The sequence below is a fragment of the Micromonospora sp. NPDC048935 genome, from assembly GCF_043197875.1.
Classification (GTDB): Bacteria; Actinomycetota; Actinomycetes; order Mycobacteriales; family Micromonosporaceae; genus Micromonospora.
Genome location: NZ_JBICTZ010000003.1, coordinates 71,516 through 88,864, shown reverse-complemented (window position 1 = coordinate 88,864; position 17,349 = coordinate 71,516). Strand labels below are relative to the sequence as shown.

The window sequence follows — 17,349 nt, the reverse complement described above, 5'->3', positions numbered from 1 at the left end:
ACGGCAATGCCCGGGCGGTGTCGGAGGGGACTGGCAGGATGGGCGGCGTGCGGTTCCTCGACCTGGCAGCCACGTCCGCGGCCGTCGGCGCCACCAGCGGCCGGCGGGCCAAGGTGGAGCTGCTCGCTGACGCGCTGCGCCGGCTCGATCCGGCCGAGGTCGAGCCCGGCGCCGGCTACCTCGCCGGTGAGCTGCGCCAACGGCAGACCGGGGTGGGTTATGCGAGCCTTCGGGACCTGCCGCCACCGGCCGCCGAGCCGACACTGACCGTGGCCGCCGTCGACGCGGCCATCGAGCAGATCGCCGCGGTGCACGGCACCGGTTCACAGGCTCGGCGTCGGGCGTTGCTCGGCGCCCTCTACGCGGCGGCGACCACCGACGAGCAGCGTCTGCTCACCGGTCTGTTCAGTGGCGAGCTACGGCAGGGTGCCCAGGCCGGGCTGCTCGCCGACGCGGTGGCGCGGGCCTCCGACGTGCCGGTGGCGACCGTCCGGCGGGCGCTGTTGCTCGCCGGTGACCTGCGTGCCGTGGCGGTCGCCGCGCTTGCCGGAGGAGCGGCCGAGTTGGCCGGGTTCGGCCTACAGGTCGGCCGGCCGCTGGCGCCGATGCTCGCGCAGAGCGCGCCCTCGGTCGACGAGGCACTCGCCGCGACGGGCACGCCGGCGGTGGTCGACGTGAAACTCGACGGCATCCGCATCCAGGTGCACCGGTCCGGCGCGGACATCGCCGTCTTCACCCGCAGCCTCGACGAGATCACCGGGCGGGTGCCCGAGGTGGTCGCCGCGGTCCGTGCCCTTCCGGGCCGCGAGTTGGTGCTCGACGGTGAGGCGATCGGCCTCGACGAGACGGGGCGTCCACTGCCGTTCCAGCAGACGTCGAGCCGGGCCGCCCGACGCACCACCCCGAGCAGCACCGGGCCCACACCTGTCGCCCCGGCGGTGCTCGCGGCGGCCGCCAGCACGGGCGCGACGGTGCTCACTCCGTATTTCTTCGACCTGCTGCACCTCGACGGTCAGGATCTGATCGATCTGCCCGGTCGGGAGCGGTGGGCCGCCCTGGCCGGAGCGGTGGACGCGTCGCTGCTGGTCGGTCGCATGGAGGTCGATGGTCCGGAGCAGGCCGCCACCGCGTTCGCCGCCGCGCTCGACGCGGGGCAGGAGGGCGTGGTGGTCAAGGCACCGGACGCTCCCTACGACGCCGGCCGGCGCGGTGCCGCCTGGGTCAAGGTCAAGCCCCGGCACACCCTCGACCTGGTGGTGCTCGCCGTCGAGTGGGGCAGTGGCCGGCGCAAGGGCTGGCTGTCCAACCTGCACCTGGGTGCGCGCGACCCGCGGACGGGTGGCTTCGTCATGCTCGGCAAGACGTTCAAGGGGCTCACCGACGAGTTGCTGCGCTGGCAGACCGAGCGGTTCCTCGACCTCGCCGTGGAGCGCGGCGACTGGGTGGTGCGGGTCCGCCCCGAGCAGGTGGTGGAGATCGCCTTCGACGGGGTGCAGACCAGCTCGCGCTATCCCGGGGGGATGGCGCTGCGGTTCGCCCGGGTGGTGCGCTACCGCGACGACAAGTCCGCCGCCGAGGCGGACACCATCGACGAGGTCCGCGCCATCCACGCCGGCCGGGTCACCGGCTGACGGCCGCACCGCCCCGGGTCACCGGCTGACGGCCGCGCCGCTCCGGGTCACCGGCTGACGGCCGTACCGCCCCCGGTCAGCGGCTGACGGCCGCACCGCCCCCGGTCACCTGCCGGACAACGACCGGGCGTAGTTGACCTGGTTGTTGACGTGCTGCACCTGACTCTGGTCGCTGACCGGGATCCGGGCGACGTACTGCTGATGGCCGTTGGTGACCGTGACCTGCACGGTGCCGTGGTGTCGGGTCTCCTTGACCAGCAGGAAGAGCAGGCTGAAGAAGGCCAGGCAGAAGAAGCCGACGATCGCGCAGACCAGCGCCCAGGTCGCCACCTTCTCCTCGCTCTGCCAGTAGTCGGCCACGTGCCAGGTGGCGCCGGCCAACGGCAGCACCCCGGCGGGCGTGCGGATGACCGGCGGGCACACCGCGATCTCGGCGATCTGCACCGCGACCGCCTCCGGCCCGGGTTGACCGACCGGTGTCGGGTGCGCGGACACCGGTGGGTACGGCCCGGACACCGGCCACGCCCCGCCGGGCGGCGTCGAGTGCTGCGCGGGCGGGCCGGAGAGCGGCGGTGCCGAGAACGGCGGTGCCGGCTGCGCCGAGAACGGTGCCGGTGGCGCCGAGAACGGCGGTGCCGATTGCGCCGGAAACGATGCCGGTGGCGCCGGGAACGACGGTGCCGGAGGGGCGGGGAACGGCGGTGCGGGTGGCGCCGAGAACGGCGGTGCCGGCTGCGCCGAGAACGACGACGCCGAGAACGGCGATGCTGGTGACGTCGGCAACGGCGGTGCCGGAGGCGGTGTGGCCTGCGGCGGCGCGCTCGGGAAGGGTGCCGTCGGTGGGGTGATCGGCAGCGCCCCGGTGGCGGAGGTGGCGCTCCACGGGTCGATCGCCGGTTGCGGCTGGGTCGGCGGCTCGGGCACCGCGGCCGTGGGATCCGAACTCACCGGGACCTCCAACGCGGGATCGTCACGTGGCGCAGGCTACCGGCTGCCCTGTCGTCCCGCATGCCCCCGAGAGTCTGTTTGGGACGCCGATCCGGGCCCCGGTCAGGCGGACGCGCTCGGCGTCGGCTCGGCCGCCCGGTCCAGCGGAGCCGGGGCGACGCCGATCCCGGCGGCGCGGCGGGCCTCCCGGCGCGCCACCCAGCCGTAGCCGAACAGGGACATCACCGCGAAGAGCCACCACTGCACGACGTAGCCGAAGTTCTGCCAGTTGTTGGCGTGCCCGACGGGCACCGCCTTGAACACCGGGTCGGCCGCCGGGGTCTGCTCGTCGAGCAGCAGGTAGGCGCCGTAGACCGGGTAGGGCAGCTCGCCGGCCAGTCGCGACACACCGATCCGCCGGATCTCCAGCCGCCCGTCGCGCCGGGCCACCGCGCCGGCACCACTCTCGGTCTCGTGCACCCGGCCGACCACCGTCACGTCGCCGGTCGGCACGGCCGGCACCGACGGCTGGGCGGTCGCCCCACCCGGTGCCGGCGGGATCCAGCCCCGGTCCACCAGCAGCGCCGTGCCGTCCGCGAGCACCAGCGGGGTGAGCACCTCGAAGCCGACCCGGCTGTCCACCGTCCGGCCACGGACCAGCACCGTGTTCGTCGGGTCGTACCGGCCGGTGACGGTGACCCGGGTCCAGACCTTGTCCTCGGCGGGGGCGGGGCCGACCGTCCCCGCGCCGCCGGTGGGGGCGCGCAGCGCGTCGCCCAGCGGCGTCGGGGCCATCCGCTGACCCGCGTCGATCCGCTCGTTGACCTCGGTACGACCCCGGTAGCGGTCCAGCTGCCAGTTGCCGAGGAACACCATCACGGCGGCGGCGACCAGGGTCAGCGCGAGAGCGCCCAGCCAGCGTGGGCTCAGCAGGAACCGGTACACAGCACGAGGCTACCCGTATGACCGGCACCACTGACCTGGACCGGGCCGGGACCGGGCCGGGACCGGGCCCCGGAGTGTGCCGCCGACCCCGGTTGGCGGTGCTCGCGCCTCCAACCGGGCGGGTATCGTCACGCCGACGGATCGGCCCCGGTCGTCCCCGTCGCGTACCCGCCGCCGCTCGCGAGGAGTCGATGATGACCGTCGTGCCGCGCCTGGTGCTCAGCGCGCCGTCCTCCGGGCACGGGAAGAACGCGCTGGCGATCGGGCTGCTCGCCGCCCTGGCCGAGCGTGGGGTCGACGTCGCCGGGTTCAAGCTCGGGCCGGACCACGTCGACGCCGCCTACCTCGGCCTCGCCTCCGGTCGGCCCGGCCGGGTGATCGATCCCCGGCTGGTCGGCACCGACCGGCTCGCCCCGCTGGTGGCGCACGGCGCGGCCGGTGCCGGGCTCGCCGTGGTGCAGGGCAGCATGGGGCTGTACGACTCGGTCGGTGGCCGCCCGGAGCAGGAGTCCACGGCTGCTGCCGCCGCCGCGCTGCGCAGTCCGGTGGTGCTCGTTGTCGACGTGGCCGCGATGGGGCAGTCGGTGGCGGCGCTGGTGCACGGTTTCCGCTCGTACGACGAGCAGTTGTGGCTTGGCGGGGTGATCCTCAACCGGGTGGCGTCCTCGCGGCACGAGGGCATGCTGCGCGAGGCGTTGGACGACGTGGGCGTGCCGGTCTACGGCGCGTTGCGTCGGCAGGATCTGCCGGCGGTGCTGCCGTCGCGGCGGCACGGGGTGGCGCCGGTGGTCGACGGGTCGGCCGACGCCGTCCGGGGGGTTCGTCGGCTGGGCGAGGCCGTCGCCGCCACGGTGGATCTGGAACGGCTCCTCGGGTTGGCCCGCTCGGCCCCGCCGCTGCCGGCCCCGGCCTGGTCCGCCGAGGAGGCCCTCGGCGGGTTCGCCGCCCCGGCGGACCGCCCGCTGGTGGCGTTGGCCGGTGGGCCGGGCGGCAGTTTCAGTCACGCGGAGACCGCCGAGCTGCTGCGGGCCGCCGGTGCCGAGGTCGTCACCGTCGATCCGCTGCGCGACGAGGCGCTGCCGGTGGGCACCCGCGCGCTTGTCGTCGGCGGCGCGTTGCCCGAGGCGTACGCCGAGCAGTTGTCTGCCAACCGGCGGCTCTGCATCGCGGTGGCCGAGTTGGCGCGGACCGGGCGTCCGGTGATCGCCGAGGGCACCGGGTTGCTCTGGCTGGCCCGCGAGCTGGACGGCCTGCCGATGTGCGGGGTCCTCGACGCGGTGGGTGTCAGCCGGGACGGCCTGGTGGCCGGCTACCGGGAGGCGACCGCCCAGACCGACAGCGTTGTGGCCGCCAGCGGCACGGTGCTGGTCGGGCACAAGGCGCACCGTGCGGTGCTCACCCCCCGCGCCGGTCAGCGCCCGGCGTGGAGCTGGGAGGGTGGCACGCCGGAGGGGTTCGTCTGGCGTAACGTGCACGCCTCGCAGCTCACCCTGCACTGGGCCGGTCATCCGGCCACGGCCGCCCGGCTGGTCGCCGCGGCGGCGGCCGACCCGACCGCCGAGGTGGTGACCGCGCAGCCCGGCGGCGTGCCGGCGTGACCGCTCGGCTGGTCGTGCGCCACCGGCGTCGGGTCAGCCGACGATCGCGTCCGACGGTGGGGTGAACTGGCGGGTCGGTGTGCCCTTCAGGCCGTCGCGGAGGGTCTCCGCGACCGCCTTGATCGGGATCTGGGACTGCCCGTCACCGACGGCGTTGAACGGGTTGTCCGGGTCGGAGATGAAGCTCGCCGCGGCCAGTTCCGGGGTGTAGCCGACGAACCAGGCGGACCGGGTGCTGTCGGTGGTACCGGTCTTGCCGGCCACCGGGCGTCCGACGGTGCCCCGCACGCTGTCGGCGGTGGACCAGCCGCCGCAGCTACCACGCGCCGGGGTGTCCCCGGTCGGGCAGCGGGCGGCGTCGGTGGCCGCCCGGGCGGCGTCCGCGCTGACCACCTGCCGGCAACGGGGCTTGGCCACCTCACGGTGCAGGCCGCCCGGGGTGGCGTACGTGGCGGGTGTGCCGTCCCGGTTCATGATCGCCTGCACCGGGATCGCCTCGCAGTAGCGCCCGTCGGCCGCGATGGCGGCGTAGGCGTTCGCCATCTCCAGCGGGGTGGCGTCGGAGACGCCGAGCGTGAACGCGCCCCACTTCTTGGCCTTGGTCGGGGACGCCTGTTCCCGGTCGACGTCGGTGCGCCACCGCAGGCCGAGCTGTTCGGCCAGGCGGACCGCCCGGTCCGCGCCGACCTGCTCCTCCAACCACACGAAGTACGTGTTGACGGATTTGCCGAAGCCGGACCACATGGTCTGTTGCCCGGTCATGGCGCCGCTGGCGTTGGACGGCGCCCAGCCGTCGTAGACGGCCGACTTGTAGCGGTACGGGGCGTTGAACGAGGTGGAGAGCGTCATCCCCGAGTCCAACGCGGCAAGCATCGGGAACATCTTGAACGTCGACCCGGCCTGGTAGCCCGCCAGGCTGCCGCCGCCGAGCAGTGGCGCCACCGTGTTCGGGTAGTTGGCCTTCACCTTCGGCCCGGCCTCGGGGTTGGAACTCTGCGGGTTCTCGCTCAGGTCCAGCGAGTACGTCCGGTTCACCGCCATCGCCTTCACCCGGCCGGTGCCCGGTTCGGAGACCACGATCCCGTTGGCGAACGGGCTGCCGGTGGCCTCCTTGCTGCCGACGTTCTTCTCGGCCGCCTCCTGGATCTTCGGGTCGAGGCTGAGCACGATCCGGTAGCCGCCCCGTCGCAGCTTGTCCATGCGTTCCAGCGGGTCCGCGCCGAAGGCGGGCTGCGCACTCCACCAGTTCTTCAGGTAGTCGCAGGCGAAGCCCCAGCCGTTGTACTTCTCCGCGACGGCGACACAGTCGTGCGGCGGGTTCGTGAGCTTCAGCCGGATCGGCTCGGCCTTGGCGGCGGCGGCCGAGTCGGGGGAGAGGTAACCGAGTTGGCTCATCCGGTCCAGCACGTAGTCACGCCGGCCGGTGGCCTCCTTCTGGTCGGAGTCGGCCGGGTCGTACTCCGAGGGGGACTTGACCAGCCCGGCGAGGGTGGCGGCCTCGACCGGGGTGAGGTCCTTCGGGGTCTTGGAGAAGAAGATCTCGCTGGCCGCGTAGATGCCGTACGCCCGGTGCCCGAAGTACGCGGAGTTCAGGTAGCGCTCCAGGATCTGCTCCTTGCTCAGCTCCTTCTCCAGGTCCAGCGCCATCCGCATCTCCTTGACCTTGCGCAGGCTGGTCTGCTGGGTGGCCTCCTGGACCTCCTTGGGCGTGGTCGCGCTGTCCCGCAGGGCCATCCGGACGTACTGCATGGTCAGGGTCGACGCACCCTGGGAGCCGCCGGAGCGGGCGTTGGACACGAAGGCGCGGGCCACGCCCTTCGGGTCGACGCCGTGGTGCTGGTAGAAACGGGAGTCCTCGGCGGCGACGATCGCCTGCTGGATGTTCGGCGACATGTCCGACAGCTTGGTGTACTGCCGGTACTCCTCGTAGAACATGGTCAGCACGGTCTTGCCGTCCGGGCCGTAGACGTAGGAGGTCTCGGCGGGCAGGGCGGTGGTCAGCACTCTGGTCTTCTGCTCCACGGCGTGCGCGGTGGCCTTCGCGCCGAGCCCGGTGAGGGCGACGAGCGGGTACGCGGCGGCGGCGATCACGATTCCGGCGATCAGTCCGGCGCGCAGGAGAGGGACGAGGCGACCAGCGGCAGCAAGGGGTCGGTTGCTCACATGGCCAAGTTATGACATTTCCGATTCGTACCTGAGAAGAACTCTTAAACCGGCGCGTGGTGACGTGGCTTACGCCGAGATCGACTGTCCCATCGGCCGCCTTCCCGGCAGGATCGCGGACATGCCCGTGCCGATCGCCGCTACCGAGCCCGACCTCGCGCACCACGGCGACGTCGAGGTCGGCGACGGGCTGATCGACCTCGCCGTGAACGTCCGGCAGGCACCGACTCCCGCCTGGTTGGCCGGCCCGATCGCCGCGACCCTGACCGACCTGGCCCGCTATCCGGACCCGGCACCGGCCCGGGCGGCCGTCGCCGCCCGACACCGGCGTCACCCGAACGAGGTGCTGCTCACCGCCGGGGCCGCCGAGGGCTTCGTGCTGATCGCCCAGGCGCTGCGCGGCGTGCGCCGGCCCGTGGTGGTGCACCCCCAGTTCACCGAGCCGGAGGCGGCGCTACGGGCCGCCGGGCATCCGGTCGAGCGGGTGCTGCTGGACGCCGCCGACGACTTCCGACTCGACCCGTCCCGGGTGCCCGCCGACGCCGACCTGGTGATGATCGGCAACCCCACGAATCCGACCTCGGTGCTGCACCCCGCGCGGACGGTGGCCGCGCTGGCCCGCCCCGGCCGGGTGCTGGTGGTCGACGAGGCGTTCGCCGACGCCACGAGCGCCCCCGGGCAGCCCGGCGAACCGGAGTCGCTGGCCGAGCGACGTGACCTGCCCGGTCTGCTCGTGCTGCGCAGCCTCACCAAGACGTGGGGCCTGGCCGGCCTCCGGATCGGCTACCTGCTCGGCGCCGCGGACCTGCTGACCCGGCTGGCCGCCGTACAACCGCTCTGGGCCGTCTCCACACCCGCGTTGGCCGCCGCGTCGGCCTGCGCCACCGACGTCGCGGTCCAGGCCGAGCGCGCCATCGCCGCCGACCTCGCCGCCGACCGCGACCACCTGGTCGCCCGCCTCGCCGACCTGCCCGGTGTACGCGTCGTCGGCCGTCCCGCCAGCGCGTTCGTCCTGCTGCACCTGCCGGGCGCGACAGCGATCCGGGCCGCCCTGCGCGAGCGCGGCTGGGCGGTGCGCAGAGGCGACACCTTTCCCGGCCTCGGCCCGGACTGGCTGCGGGTGGCGGTACGCGACCGCAACACCACAGACGCGTTCATCGACGTGCTGCGCGAGATCATGGAGGCATGATGCTGGAGACCACGATCGCGGCGATCCGCCCGGCGGACGAGGCGGCCATGGCCGCCGCCCGGGAGCTGCACGGCCGGCTGACCAAGCCGGCGGGCTCGCTCGGCGCGTTGGAGGAGCTGTCGGTACGCCTCGCCGGCCTCGCCGGGGCCTGCCCACCACCGCTGCCCGAGCCGGCCGCGGTGGCGATCTTCGCGGGCGACCACGGCGTGCACGCCCAGGGGGTGAGCCCCTGGCCGCAGGAGGTCACCGCGCAGATGATCGGCAACTTCCTGGCCGGCGGCGCGGTGGTCAACGCGTTCGCCCGGCAGGCCGGCGCGTCGGTCACCGTGGTCGACGTCGGGGTGGCCACACCGCTGCCCACCGACCCGGCCCCCGCTCTCGACCCGGCCGCCCTCTCCCCGGCTGCTCCCGACCCGGCGGTGCTCGATCCGGCGGTGCTCGATCCGGCGGTGCTCGATCCGGCGGTGCCCCGGCTGGTTGCCGCGTCGGTTCGTCGGGGCACCCGCGACTTCACGGTGACCGCCGCGCTGACCCGGGACGAGGCGCTGGCGGCGGTGCAGACCGGCATCCGGATCGCCGACGAGCTGATCGACGCCGGGGCCGGCATCCTGCTCACCGGTGACATGGGCATCGGCAACACCACCCCAGCCGCCACGCTGATCGCCGCGTTCACCGGTGCCGATCCGCTCGACACCACCGGTCGGGGCACCGGCATCGACGACCCCACCTACGCGCACAAGGTCGCCGTGGTGCGCGCCGCGCTGACCCGGCACACACCCGACCCGGCCGACCCGCTGGGGGTGCTGGCCGCCGTCGGTGGCCTGGAGCACGCCGCACTGGCCGGGCTGATCCTGGGTGCCGCGGCCCGCCGTACGCCGGTGCTGCTGGACGGCGTGATCGCGGTGTCGGCAGCGCTCGCCGCCGCGGCGTTCGCCCCGGACTCGGTCCGGGCCATGGTCGCCGGGCACCGTTCGGCCGAGCCGGGTGCCACTGCGGCACTGCGGCACCTCGGCCTCGACCCGCTCATCGACCTGGGGTTGCGCCTCGGCGAGGGCACCGGCGCGCTGTTGGCGTTGCCCGTGGTCACCGGCGCGGTGCGGGTGCTGCACGAGGTGGCCACGTTCGACGCCGCCGGGGTGGCCGAGAAGTGACCAGGCGCAGCGAGCGAGCCCTCCGCCTCGGAGGTGTGGCGTGACCTCCAATCCGTACCCCCTCGGTTTGCGACTCGGCGGGCGGCGGGTGGTCGTGGTGGGCGGCGGCGCGGTCGCCACCCGCCGGGTGCCCGCGCTGCTGGACGCCGGCGCGGACGTCCTGCTGGTGGCACCGGAGTTGACCCCGGCGCTGCGTGCCCAGGTCGACGCGGGTCGGCTGCACTGGGTGCCGCGCCGGTTCGCCGTCGAGGACCTCGACGGTGCCTGGCTGGTCCACGTGGCGGTCGACGACCCCATGGCGGCGGCCTCGGTGAGCGCCCTCGCCGCCGAGCGGCGGATCTTCTGCGTCCGGGCCGACGACCGGACGGCCGCCACCGCCTGGACCCCGGCGGTGACCCGGCACGGCCCGGTCACCGTGGCGGTGCTCGGCGGTGGCGACCCCCGTCGGGCGATGACCGTCCGCGACGCGATCCGCGACCTCCTGGCGGTCCGCCTGGCACCGGAGAGCAGCGCCCCGACGCAGCGGCGGCCCGGCGCTTCGACCGCGACGACCGGTGCGACCGGGCGGGTGGCGCTGGTGGGAGCGGGGCCGGGAGACCCGGAGCTGATCACCGTGAAGGGGTGGCGGCTGCTCACCGAGGCGGACGTGGTGGTCGCCGACCGGCTGGTGCCCGGCCTGCTCCTCGACGAGCTGCGCCCGGACGTCGAGCTGGTGGACGCCTCGAAGATCCCCTATGGACCGTCCCGGGCCCAGGAGGAGATCAACCAGATCCTGGTCGACCGTGCCCTGGCCGGCGCGTTCGTGGTGCGGCTGAAGGGCGGCGACCCGTACGTCTTCGGGCGGGGCGGTGAGGAGCTGTTGGCCTGCGCGGCGGCCGGCGTCCCGGTGACCGTGGTGCCCGGGGTGACCAGCTCGATCGCCGCTCCCTCCGCGGCCGGGATTCCGGTCACCCATCGGGGGGTGGCGCACGAGTTCACAGTGGTCTCCGGGCACGTGGCACCCGACTCACCGGCCTCGCTGGTGCGCTGGGACGCCCTCGCGGGTATGCGCGGCACCCTGGTCATCCTGATGGGGCTGAAGAACCTCGCCGCCATCAGCGAGACCCTGATCGCCCACGGTCGGCCGCCGCAGACGCCGGCAGCCGTGGTGCAGGAGGGCACGACGGGTGCCCAGCGGGTGCTGCGGTCCACGCTCGGCGCGGTGGCCGCCGACGTGCTCGCCGCCGATGTGCGTCCGCCGGCTGTGGTGGTGGTGGGCGACGTGGTGGGGGCACTCGACGGGTGAGGGAGCGGGCGGACTTCGGCGCTGCTGCCGCGAGGATGACGTCGCGTCGATCAACGTCGCCGGCTTGACAGGTGCTGGCGGGTACGGACCGGGCGAGCGGGGGTGTCGGTGGTTGTCGACACAATGTCGCCCATGCTCACCGTGAAGGATCCGCACGACACGTGGCGAACGGACCTGCTCACCCCCGTCGCACTGCGGTGCGGAAGCCGCAGCCTGACCGTCACCTTCGAGGATCTCCCCTCACGGTGGCGCAAAGCCCCGGTCCGGACACTGCGGTGCACGGACGCGGACGGCTCCTGGTCCGTCCTGGTCACGGTGGTCCGTGGCTATCGCCACCAACCTGGTGAATCGCTCGTCGACAACGAGTTCGGCCGTGACCCGCACACCGGCTACGACCTGGACACGCCCGGAGAGCTGGTATACGAGCTACAGGTGACCGAGGACGACGGGTCCGACGAGCACGAGCTGTTGGAGTTCCGGCTCTTCGGCGACCCGCAGGCGGCCGGGGCGGAGGTGTTGCGGTGGGCCGGGAAGAAGGCGGCGTGCTCGGTCCGCCCGTCGGTCGAGCGGGCCGAGACACGGCAGCGCCGGGCCCGTCGACAGTTCGACAACCGCCAGGCCAGTGCGGCATCGCCGCGGGTCCGGATCGACGTGGTGGCCGACGAGGCCGCCGCCGACCTCGACGCCCTCGACAGGTCCGCGTTGTGCTGGCACTTCCCGCGCGGGAACACCGGCGCCTACCTGCGGTCCGCGGTGGTCGCACTGGCCGGCTACGGCGAGCAACGGCCGCACCTGCGGGGCCGGTGGCTCACCGCACGGGTCGAGGGCGACGAGCTGGTCATCGGCATCGACGACCTGATCCCGGCCAACCAGCGGCACCGCTGGGACAGCGCCCGCTGGCTGTGGGACCGTCGAGCGGGGACCACCCCGGCGGGGCTTCGCTGGCAGGTCGACCGGGTCGAGCAGGCCGCCCCCGCGGTCGCGGCCGTCCACCGTGGCGCGTTGCCCGAGGCGCTGAGCAACGCGGGGGTGCAGACGGATCCGGAGCTCGACGCGTTGCTGACCGGTGTGCCGTACCGGCTCTCCGACGCCGAACTCACCCCGACCTGGGTGGAAAACCTGTACCGCGGGCTCGCCGACCTCGCGCCCTGGCGGCTGGACGCGGCGTACCGGGGGTGGCGGGACGGCCGGCAGGCACTGGGGTTGCCGGTCCGGGACCCGGTTGTCCTGTTCGGCCTCGGCGGTGTCGGTGGTGTCCGTAAACCGAAGCTCGCGCTCGACCACACCGGTGACGCCCCACTGCTGTGCCTGATTCACACCGGCAGCAACGCGGTGCTGCCGCACGTGCAGTGGACGGTGCCCACCGACCTCGCCGCCCGCCTGTACGGGTGGCAGCCGAGCCTGCCGTACCCGCACTGACCGACGGGGCCGGAGCGTAAGCGCTCCGGCCCCGTCGTACCAGTTGTCGACTACTGCTTGAGCATGTTGTCCAGCAGCAGGGCACAGCGGATCAGACCGAGGTGGCTGTACGCCTGCGGGTGGTTGCCCAGCCCACGCTCGGCCAGCGGGTCGTACTGCTCGGGGAGCAGCCCGGTCGGACCGGCGGTCAGCACCATCTGCGCGAACAGCTCCTCGGCGTCGGTGCGGCGGCCGGTGCGCAGGTACGCCTCGATCAGCCACGCCGTGCAGATGTGGAAGCCGCCCTCACGGCCGGGCAGGCCGTCGTCCCAGTGGTAGCGGTAGACGACCGGGCCGCTGCGCAGGTCCGCCTCGATGCGCAGGACCGTGGACAGGAAACGCGGGTCGTCACCCGGGAGCAGGCCGGAGAGCCCGATCCAGAGTGACGAGGCGTCCATGTCCTCGTCCCCGTACGCGACGCTGTACGCCTCGACGTCGGAGTGCCAACCCTGCTCCAGCACGTTGGCGCCGATCCGGTCGCGCAGGTCCTTCCACTCCGGCCGGTCCTCGCCGCCGTGCTCGCGCATGACGTGCAGAGCCCGGTCGACAGTCATCCAGCACATCACCTTGGAGAAGACGTGGTGCCGGGGTGGCAGCCGCGCCTCCCAGATGCCGTGGTCGGGCTCGTGCCAACGGCGGCGGACCGCCTCGACCATGTTCTCCAGGACCCGCCACTCGTCCTCCCGGACCGAGCCGCGCGCGTCGGCGACGGCCGCGATCAGGTCGGCGATCGGGCCGAACACGTCGAGCTGGAGCTGGTGGTTGGCGAGGTTGCCGACCCGGACCGGCCGTGAACCGGCGTACCCGGGCAGCGTGTCGATGACCGCCTCGGCGCCCAGCTCGTACCCGTCGATGGTGTAGAGCGGGTGCAGTCGCTCCGGGTGGCCGCCGGTGCGCTCGATGCAGCCGTCCACCCAGCGCAACAGCGCCTCGGCCTCCTCGACGGAGCCCAGGTCGACGAGTGCGCGGGCGGTCAGCGCGGCGTCGCGCAGCCAGCAGTAGCGGTAGTCCCAGTTGCGGACGCCGCCCAGCTCCTCGGGGAGCGAGGTGGTCGCCGCGGCCAGGATCGAGCCGGTTGCCTCGTGACAAAGCCCGCGCAGGGTGAGGGCGCTGCGCGCGACCAGGTCACGAGCGGTGGACGGCAGCCGCAGCGAGGCCACCCAGTCCTTCCACGGCTGCTCGGCCGCGGCCTGCCGTTCGTGGATCGGCACCCGGTGGTGCTCCAGGCTGTGCGTGCCGAAGCGCAGCTCCAGCACGACCTGCCCACCGGCGGCGGAGAGGTCGACGACCGCCTTGGCGGTCTCGTACCCACCGTCGTTGCCGACCTCCCACTCCACCCCGGGGGCGTAGAGCGCGACCGGCTCGTTGGAACCGAGCACCAGCAGGCCGTCACCGAGTGGCTGCAACTGCACGGCGACCTGACCGAACTCGGGCCTCGGCGCGAACTCCACCCGGGCCTTGCCACTGCCGGTGAGCACCCGGACCAGTGTCGAGTCGCCGGTGATGACCGCGGGGCTGTCGTCCGGTGTGGTCTCCCGGGCCGGCTTGTCCAGCCAGTCGGTGACGGTGAGCCCGGACCACCGGGTCTCCACGGTCATCGTGCCGGAGCGGTAGCGCTGGCCCAGCGGGATGCCGCCGCGTTCCGGGGCGACGCTGAAGTGCCCGGCCGGGCTGCCACCCACCAGGTCGGCGAAGATCGCCGCCGAGTCCGGCTTGGGGTGGCAGAGCCAGCTCACCTTGGCCTCAGGGGTGAGCAGAGCGACGGTACGACCGTTGGCCAGCATGGAGTGCCGCTCGATCGGCACCGCCCGCTCGCCGAACAGCCAGTGCCGCCGGGTCTCCAGCAGCAGCGCCAGCGCACGGGCGGCCTCCAACGGGTCGCCCACCCGGTAGCTGGCCTTGGTGTCCCCGAGGCCGATCTTGATGCCGAGGTCGGGACCGTGCAGGTGGCCGAACGCGTTCTCGTCGGTGATGTCGTCGCCGATGAACAGCACCGCGCTGGAGGCGAGCTGGGTCCGCAGTTGGTCGAGCGCGGTGCCCTTGTGGGTGGCCACGACGGAGAGCTCGATGACCTCCTTGCCCTGTGTCACCGTGACGCCGTCGAAGGTGGCCGGGCCGTTGCGGACCGCCTCGATGGCGGCGGCGGCCACCTGGGGGTCGACCCCGCGGGTGTGCACCGCGACGCTCGCCGGCTTGCGTTCGAGCCGGATGCCCGGATGCTTGGCGGCGATCTCGCGTAGCGCGTTGCGAACCTCGGTCCGCACCGCGACCAGCTCGGGGGAGAGTCGCTCGACGAAGCCGATGTCGAACTCGGAGCCGTGGCTGCCGACGAGGTGTACCTCGCTGGGCAGCCGCGACAGCGCGGCCAGGTCGCGCAGCGCCCGGCCGGAAACGACCGCCACGCTGGTCTGTGGTAGCGCGGCGAGCGCGCGGACCGCGGCCACCGACTCGGGCAGCGGGACGGCTGTGCTCGGGTCCTCCACGATCGGCGCCAGTGTGCCGTCGTAGTCGCAGGCGACCAGGAGTTGGGGGACCCGGGCGATCCGGCCGATGGCGGAGCGCAGCTCGGGGTCCATCACCCCGGTGGCCGTGGCGGCTCCATCGTTGACGGTCGTGTTCACTCGGCCTCCGCCTCGGGAACTCCGAGTTCGGAGAGGAAAGACTTGGCCCAGTGGCCCACGTCGTGGGTACGCAGGTGACGTTGCATTGTCCGCATCCGGCGGCGTGCCTCGGTTTTCTCCACGTGCACTGCCCGGAGCAGGGCGTCCTTGACCGCGTCCGGGTCGTGCGGGTTACACAGGAAAGCCTGGCGCAGCTCCGTTGCGGCGCCGGCGAACTCACTGAGCACGAGCGCGCCGCCCTGGTCGGCGCGCGACGCCACGTACTCCTTCGCGACCAGGTTCATGCCGTCTCGTAGCGGTGTCACCATCATCACGTCGGCAGCAACGTACATTGCCGCCAGCTCACTGCGACTGTACGACTGATGCAGGTAATGCACCGCCGGCACGCCGACCCTGCCGAATTCGCCATTAATCCGGCCAACCTCGCGCTCGACCTTGACCCGAAGTGCCTGGTAGTGCTCGACGCGCTCGCGGCTCGGTGTGGCCACCTGCACCATAACCGCGTCGGGAACTGTCAACTTTCCGTCAGCTAGCAACTCGCGGAAGGCCTTGAGGCGCAACTCGATGCCCTTGGTGTAATCGAGCCGGTCCACGCCCAGGATGATCGTCTTCGGGTCGCCCAACTCGGCGCGGATCTGCTTGGCCCGGGCCTGGATCGCCGGGTCGGCGGCCATCCGCTCCATCTCCTGGGTGTCGATCGAGATGGGGAAGGCGCCCGCCTTCACCTGTCGACCGTCGACCTGGATCATCTGCCCCTCGTAGCGCAGCCCGAGCAGGTGCCGGGCCAGCCGGACGAAGTTCTGCGCGGCCAGCCGCTGCTGGAAGCCGACCAGGTCGGCACCGAGCAGGCCGCGCAGGATCTCGGTGCGGAACGGCATCTGCATGAACAACTCGATCGGCGGGAACGGGATGTGCAGGAAGAACCCGATCCGCAGGTCCGGGCGCAGCTCACGGAGCATCGCCGGGACCAACTGGAGCTGGTAGTCCTGCACCCAGACCGTCGCGCCCTCGGCCGCGACGTCCGCGGCGGCCTCCGCGAACCGGGCGTTGACCAGGCGGTACGCCTCCCGCCAGCGGCGCTTGTAGGCAGGCGTCTCGACCGCGTCGTGGTAGAGCGGCCAGATCGTCGCGTTGGACTGGCCCTCGTAGTAGCGCTCCAACTCCTCGGCGCTGAGCGGGACCGGGTGCAGCCGGATCCCCTCCAGGTCGAACGGCTCGGGGGCGGCACCGGTGCCACCGGCCCAGCCGACCCAGGTGCCCTGGTGCTCGGCCAGCACGGGGTGCAGCGCGGTGACCAGCCCGCCAGGGCTACGTCGCCACTGCCGGCCCTCGGGTGTGCTCACCTCGTCGACCGGCAGACGGTTCGCCACTACGACAAAGGAGCTACGGACGGTCACGATCGGCCACCTCCGGGTACTGACGGGTCCACCGCGAATGAGCGTACTGAGCGTAGCTGCGGCGTCTTGTGCCTCGTGCCGGAGTCTCCTACCCGCCCCGTACGCGCCGAAATCCTGTCGGTGATCTTGTCGACAGGCCGTGCTCAGAGGTCGATGATCGGCCATTCCTTGGGCAGCACCTCGCCGAGCAGCTCCCGCCGATCCGTCATGATCGGTGTGGTCGCCCTCGCGGCCTCCATCGCGGCCTGGGCCAGATCCATGCCGCCAAGGCTCCGTGACCAGCCGCCCAGGATCATGCACATGTCGTGCTCCACGGGCGTCACAACGACCTGGTCCAGGTCGCCGACGATGTCGAGCAGGGGCCACCCGTCGTGGGTCACCTGGCGGTACGCGGCGGCCAGGCAGAGCGCCGGAACGATCACGGCCTGTCGCTTGTCCGCGACTTTCGCGATCTGCTCCCCGACCACTTCCACGCCTTCGGAGTAGGCGAGAAGGCATGCGGTGTCGAGTACGAGACCTGCGTCAGTCACGAATCGTCATCTGTCCGCGAGATGCCTCGCTCAGCAGGGCGGCTGCCTTCGCGCGCAACTCCGGAGTGATCTTCGCGTGTGCCTCGTCGAGTTTCCTGCCCGCCTCGGCGAGACCTTCATCAGTGAGCCGGAAGCCCACCTGTCGAAGTGCCCGCCGCGTGCGCTCGCCAGCCATCCGCTGACGAACCGAGTCGGTAATGAAGGCGGAGACGTTGGATTCCTCGGCCAGCCGCTCCGCCACGTCGTCGGGCACGCTGATCGCGATCTTCTTGGTCATACCGAGGACGCTAGTGGGTGATACCAGGGTCGGCAAGGAGGCTCGCCCGCGTACTCCTGGGGTGGGGTGATGTGGGCGAAGCGCGCCGTACCTGTCAGGATTGACGATGGCGTGCGCGTGGCCGGCTCCCGGCCGGCGGCGGTGGGCGGTACTCGCAGCCCGCGCCCGCGCCGCCGA

The 17,349-nt window shown here is 72.8% G+C and carries 13 protein-coding genes; 6 read left to right on the top strand and 7 right to left on the bottom strand.

Features of this window, described 5'->3' with window-relative positions; all coding sequences use genetic code 11:
• The first annotated feature begins 38 nt into the window (after nucleotides 1-38).
• On the top strand, nucleotides 39-1,631 hold the full coding sequence (locus tag ACGFIW_RS11005) for an ATP-dependent DNA ligase (RefSeq protein WP_393312956.1): 1,593 nt from the start codon (nucleotides 39-41) through the stop codon (nucleotides 1,629-1,631).
• A gap of 105 nt (nucleotides 1,632-1,736) precedes the next feature.
• Here ACGFIW_RS11005 and ACGFIW_RS11000 read toward each other — a convergent pair whose 3' ends face one another.
• Nucleotides 1,737-2,579, bottom strand: coding sequence for a hypothetical protein (locus ACGFIW_RS11000; RefSeq protein ID WP_393312953.1), 843 nt, complete (start codon nucleotides 2,577-2,579; stop codon nucleotides 1,737-1,739).
• 102 nt (nucleotides 2,580-2,681) lie between these two features.
• The gene (locus tag ACGFIW_RS10995; protein WP_393312950.1) at nucleotides 2,682-3,503 is read right to left on the bottom strand and encodes an SURF1 family protein; all 822 of its coding nucleotides are present in this window, start codon (nucleotides 3,501-3,503) and stop codon (nucleotides 2,682-2,684) included.
• Nucleotides 3,504-3,697: 194 nt separating this feature from the next.
• On the opposite strand from ACGFIW_RS10995, the gene ACGFIW_RS10990 reads away from it, so the two are divergent.
• Nucleotides 3,698-5,101 (top strand): cobyrinate a,c-diamide synthase, encoded by a 1,404-nt coding sequence (locus ACGFIW_RS10990; protein ID WP_393312946.1) that lies wholly within the window; start codon nucleotides 3,698-3,700, stop codon nucleotides 5,099-5,101.
• Between the two features lie 33 nt (nucleotides 5,102-5,134).
• Here ACGFIW_RS10990 and ACGFIW_RS10985 read toward each other — a convergent pair whose 3' ends face one another.
• Nucleotides 5,135-7,264 (bottom strand): transglycosylase domain-containing protein, encoded by a 2,130-nt coding sequence (locus ACGFIW_RS10985; protein ID WP_393312943.1) that lies wholly within the window; start codon nucleotides 7,262-7,264, stop codon nucleotides 5,135-5,137.
• Between the two features lie 121 nt (nucleotides 7,265-7,385).
• On the opposite strand from ACGFIW_RS10985, the gene cobC reads away from it, so the two are divergent.
• The 4 genes from cobC to ACGFIW_RS10965 all read left to right on the top strand — a co-directional run bounded on the left by cobC (nucleotide 7,386) and on the right by ACGFIW_RS10965 (nucleotide 12,308).
• Complete coding sequence (gene cobC / locus ACGFIW_RS10980; protein WP_393312940.1) at nucleotides 7,386-8,453, top strand: Rv2231c family pyridoxal phosphate-dependent protein CobC; 1,068 nt, start codon at nucleotides 7,386-7,388, stop codon at nucleotides 8,451-8,453.
• Complete coding sequence (locus ACGFIW_RS10975) at nucleotides 8,453-9,604, top strand: nicotinate-nucleotide--dimethylbenzimidazole phosphoribosyltransferase (RefSeq protein WP_393314002.1); 1,152 nt, start codon at nucleotides 8,453-8,455, stop codon at nucleotides 9,602-9,604. The genes cobC and ACGFIW_RS10975 overlap by 1 nt, the downstream gene beginning before the upstream one ends.
• 40 nt (nucleotides 9,605-9,644) lie before the next feature.
• The gene (gene cobA / locus ACGFIW_RS10970) at nucleotides 9,645-10,889 is read left to right on the top strand and encodes a uroporphyrinogen-III C-methyltransferase (RefSeq protein ID WP_393312937.1); all 1,245 of its coding nucleotides are present in this window, start codon (nucleotides 9,645-9,647) and stop codon (nucleotides 10,887-10,889) included.
• Nucleotides 10,890-11,021: 132 nt separating this feature from the next.
• Nucleotides 11,022-12,308: a hypothetical protein gene (locus ACGFIW_RS10965; protein ID WP_393312934.1), complete on the top strand. Its 1,287-nt coding sequence runs from the start codon at nucleotides 11,022-11,024 to the stop codon at nucleotides 12,306-12,308.
• Nucleotides 12,309-12,358: 50 nt separating this feature from the next.
• On the opposite strand, the gene otsB is transcribed toward ACGFIW_RS10965, so the two are convergent.
• From otsB to ACGFIW_RS10945, 4 genes are all read right to left on the bottom strand, one after another.
• On the bottom strand, nucleotides 12,359-14,923 hold the full coding sequence (otsB, locus tag ACGFIW_RS10960; RefSeq protein ID WP_393314000.1) for a trehalose-phosphatase: 2,565 nt from the start codon (nucleotides 14,921-14,923) through the stop codon (nucleotides 12,359-12,361).
• Between the two features lie 41 nt (nucleotides 14,924-14,964).
• Nucleotides 14,965-16,365 (bottom strand): trehalose-6-phosphate synthase, encoded by a 1,401-nt coding sequence (locus ACGFIW_RS10955; protein ID WP_030488230.1) that lies wholly within the window; start codon nucleotides 16,363-16,365, stop codon nucleotides 14,965-14,967.
• A gap of 143 nt (nucleotides 16,366-16,508) precedes the next feature.
• The gene (locus ACGFIW_RS10950) at nucleotides 16,509-16,895 is read right to left on the bottom strand and encodes a hypothetical protein (RefSeq protein ID WP_393312931.1); all 387 of its coding nucleotides are present in this window, start codon (nucleotides 16,893-16,895) and stop codon (nucleotides 16,509-16,511) included.
• Entirely contained in the window at nucleotides 16,888-17,172 is a 285-nt protein-coding gene (locus ACGFIW_RS10945) for a hypothetical protein (protein ID WP_393312928.1), read from the bottom strand. Before ACGFIW_RS10945 ends, ACGFIW_RS10950 begins: the two co-directional genes overlap by 8 nt.
• Nucleotides 17,173-17,349: the final 177 nt, after the last annotated feature.

Excerpts from the sequence above, each read along its gene's own strand:
- ACGFIW_RS11005 (WP_393312956.1), top strand. The coding sequence starts at position 39 with ATGGGCGGCGTGCGGTTCCTCGACCTGGCAGCCACGTCCGCGGCCGTC.
- ACGFIW_RS10990 (WP_393312946.1), top strand. The coding sequence starts at position 3,698 with ATGACCGTCGTGCCGCGCCTGGTGCTCAGCGCGCCGTCCTCCGGGCAC.
- cobC (WP_393312940.1), top strand. The coding sequence starts at position 7,386 with ATGCCCGTGCCGATCGCCGCTACCGAGCCCGACCTCGCGCACCACGGC.
- ACGFIW_RS10975 (WP_393314002.1), top strand. The coding sequence starts at position 8,453 with ATGCTGGAGACCACGATCGCGGCGATCCGCCCGGCGGACGAGGCGGCC.
- ACGFIW_RS10965 (WP_393312934.1), top strand. The coding sequence starts at position 11,022 with ATGCTCACCGTGAAGGATCCGCACGACACGTGGCGAACGGACCTGCTC.
- otsB (WP_393314000.1), bottom strand. The coding sequence starts at position 14,923 with ATGGACCCCGAGCTGCGCTCCGCCATCGGCCGGATCGCCCGGGTCCCC.
- ACGFIW_RS10945 (WP_393312928.1), bottom strand. The coding sequence starts at position 17,172 with ATGACCAAGAAGATCGCGATCAGCGTGCCCGACGACGTGGCGGAGCGG.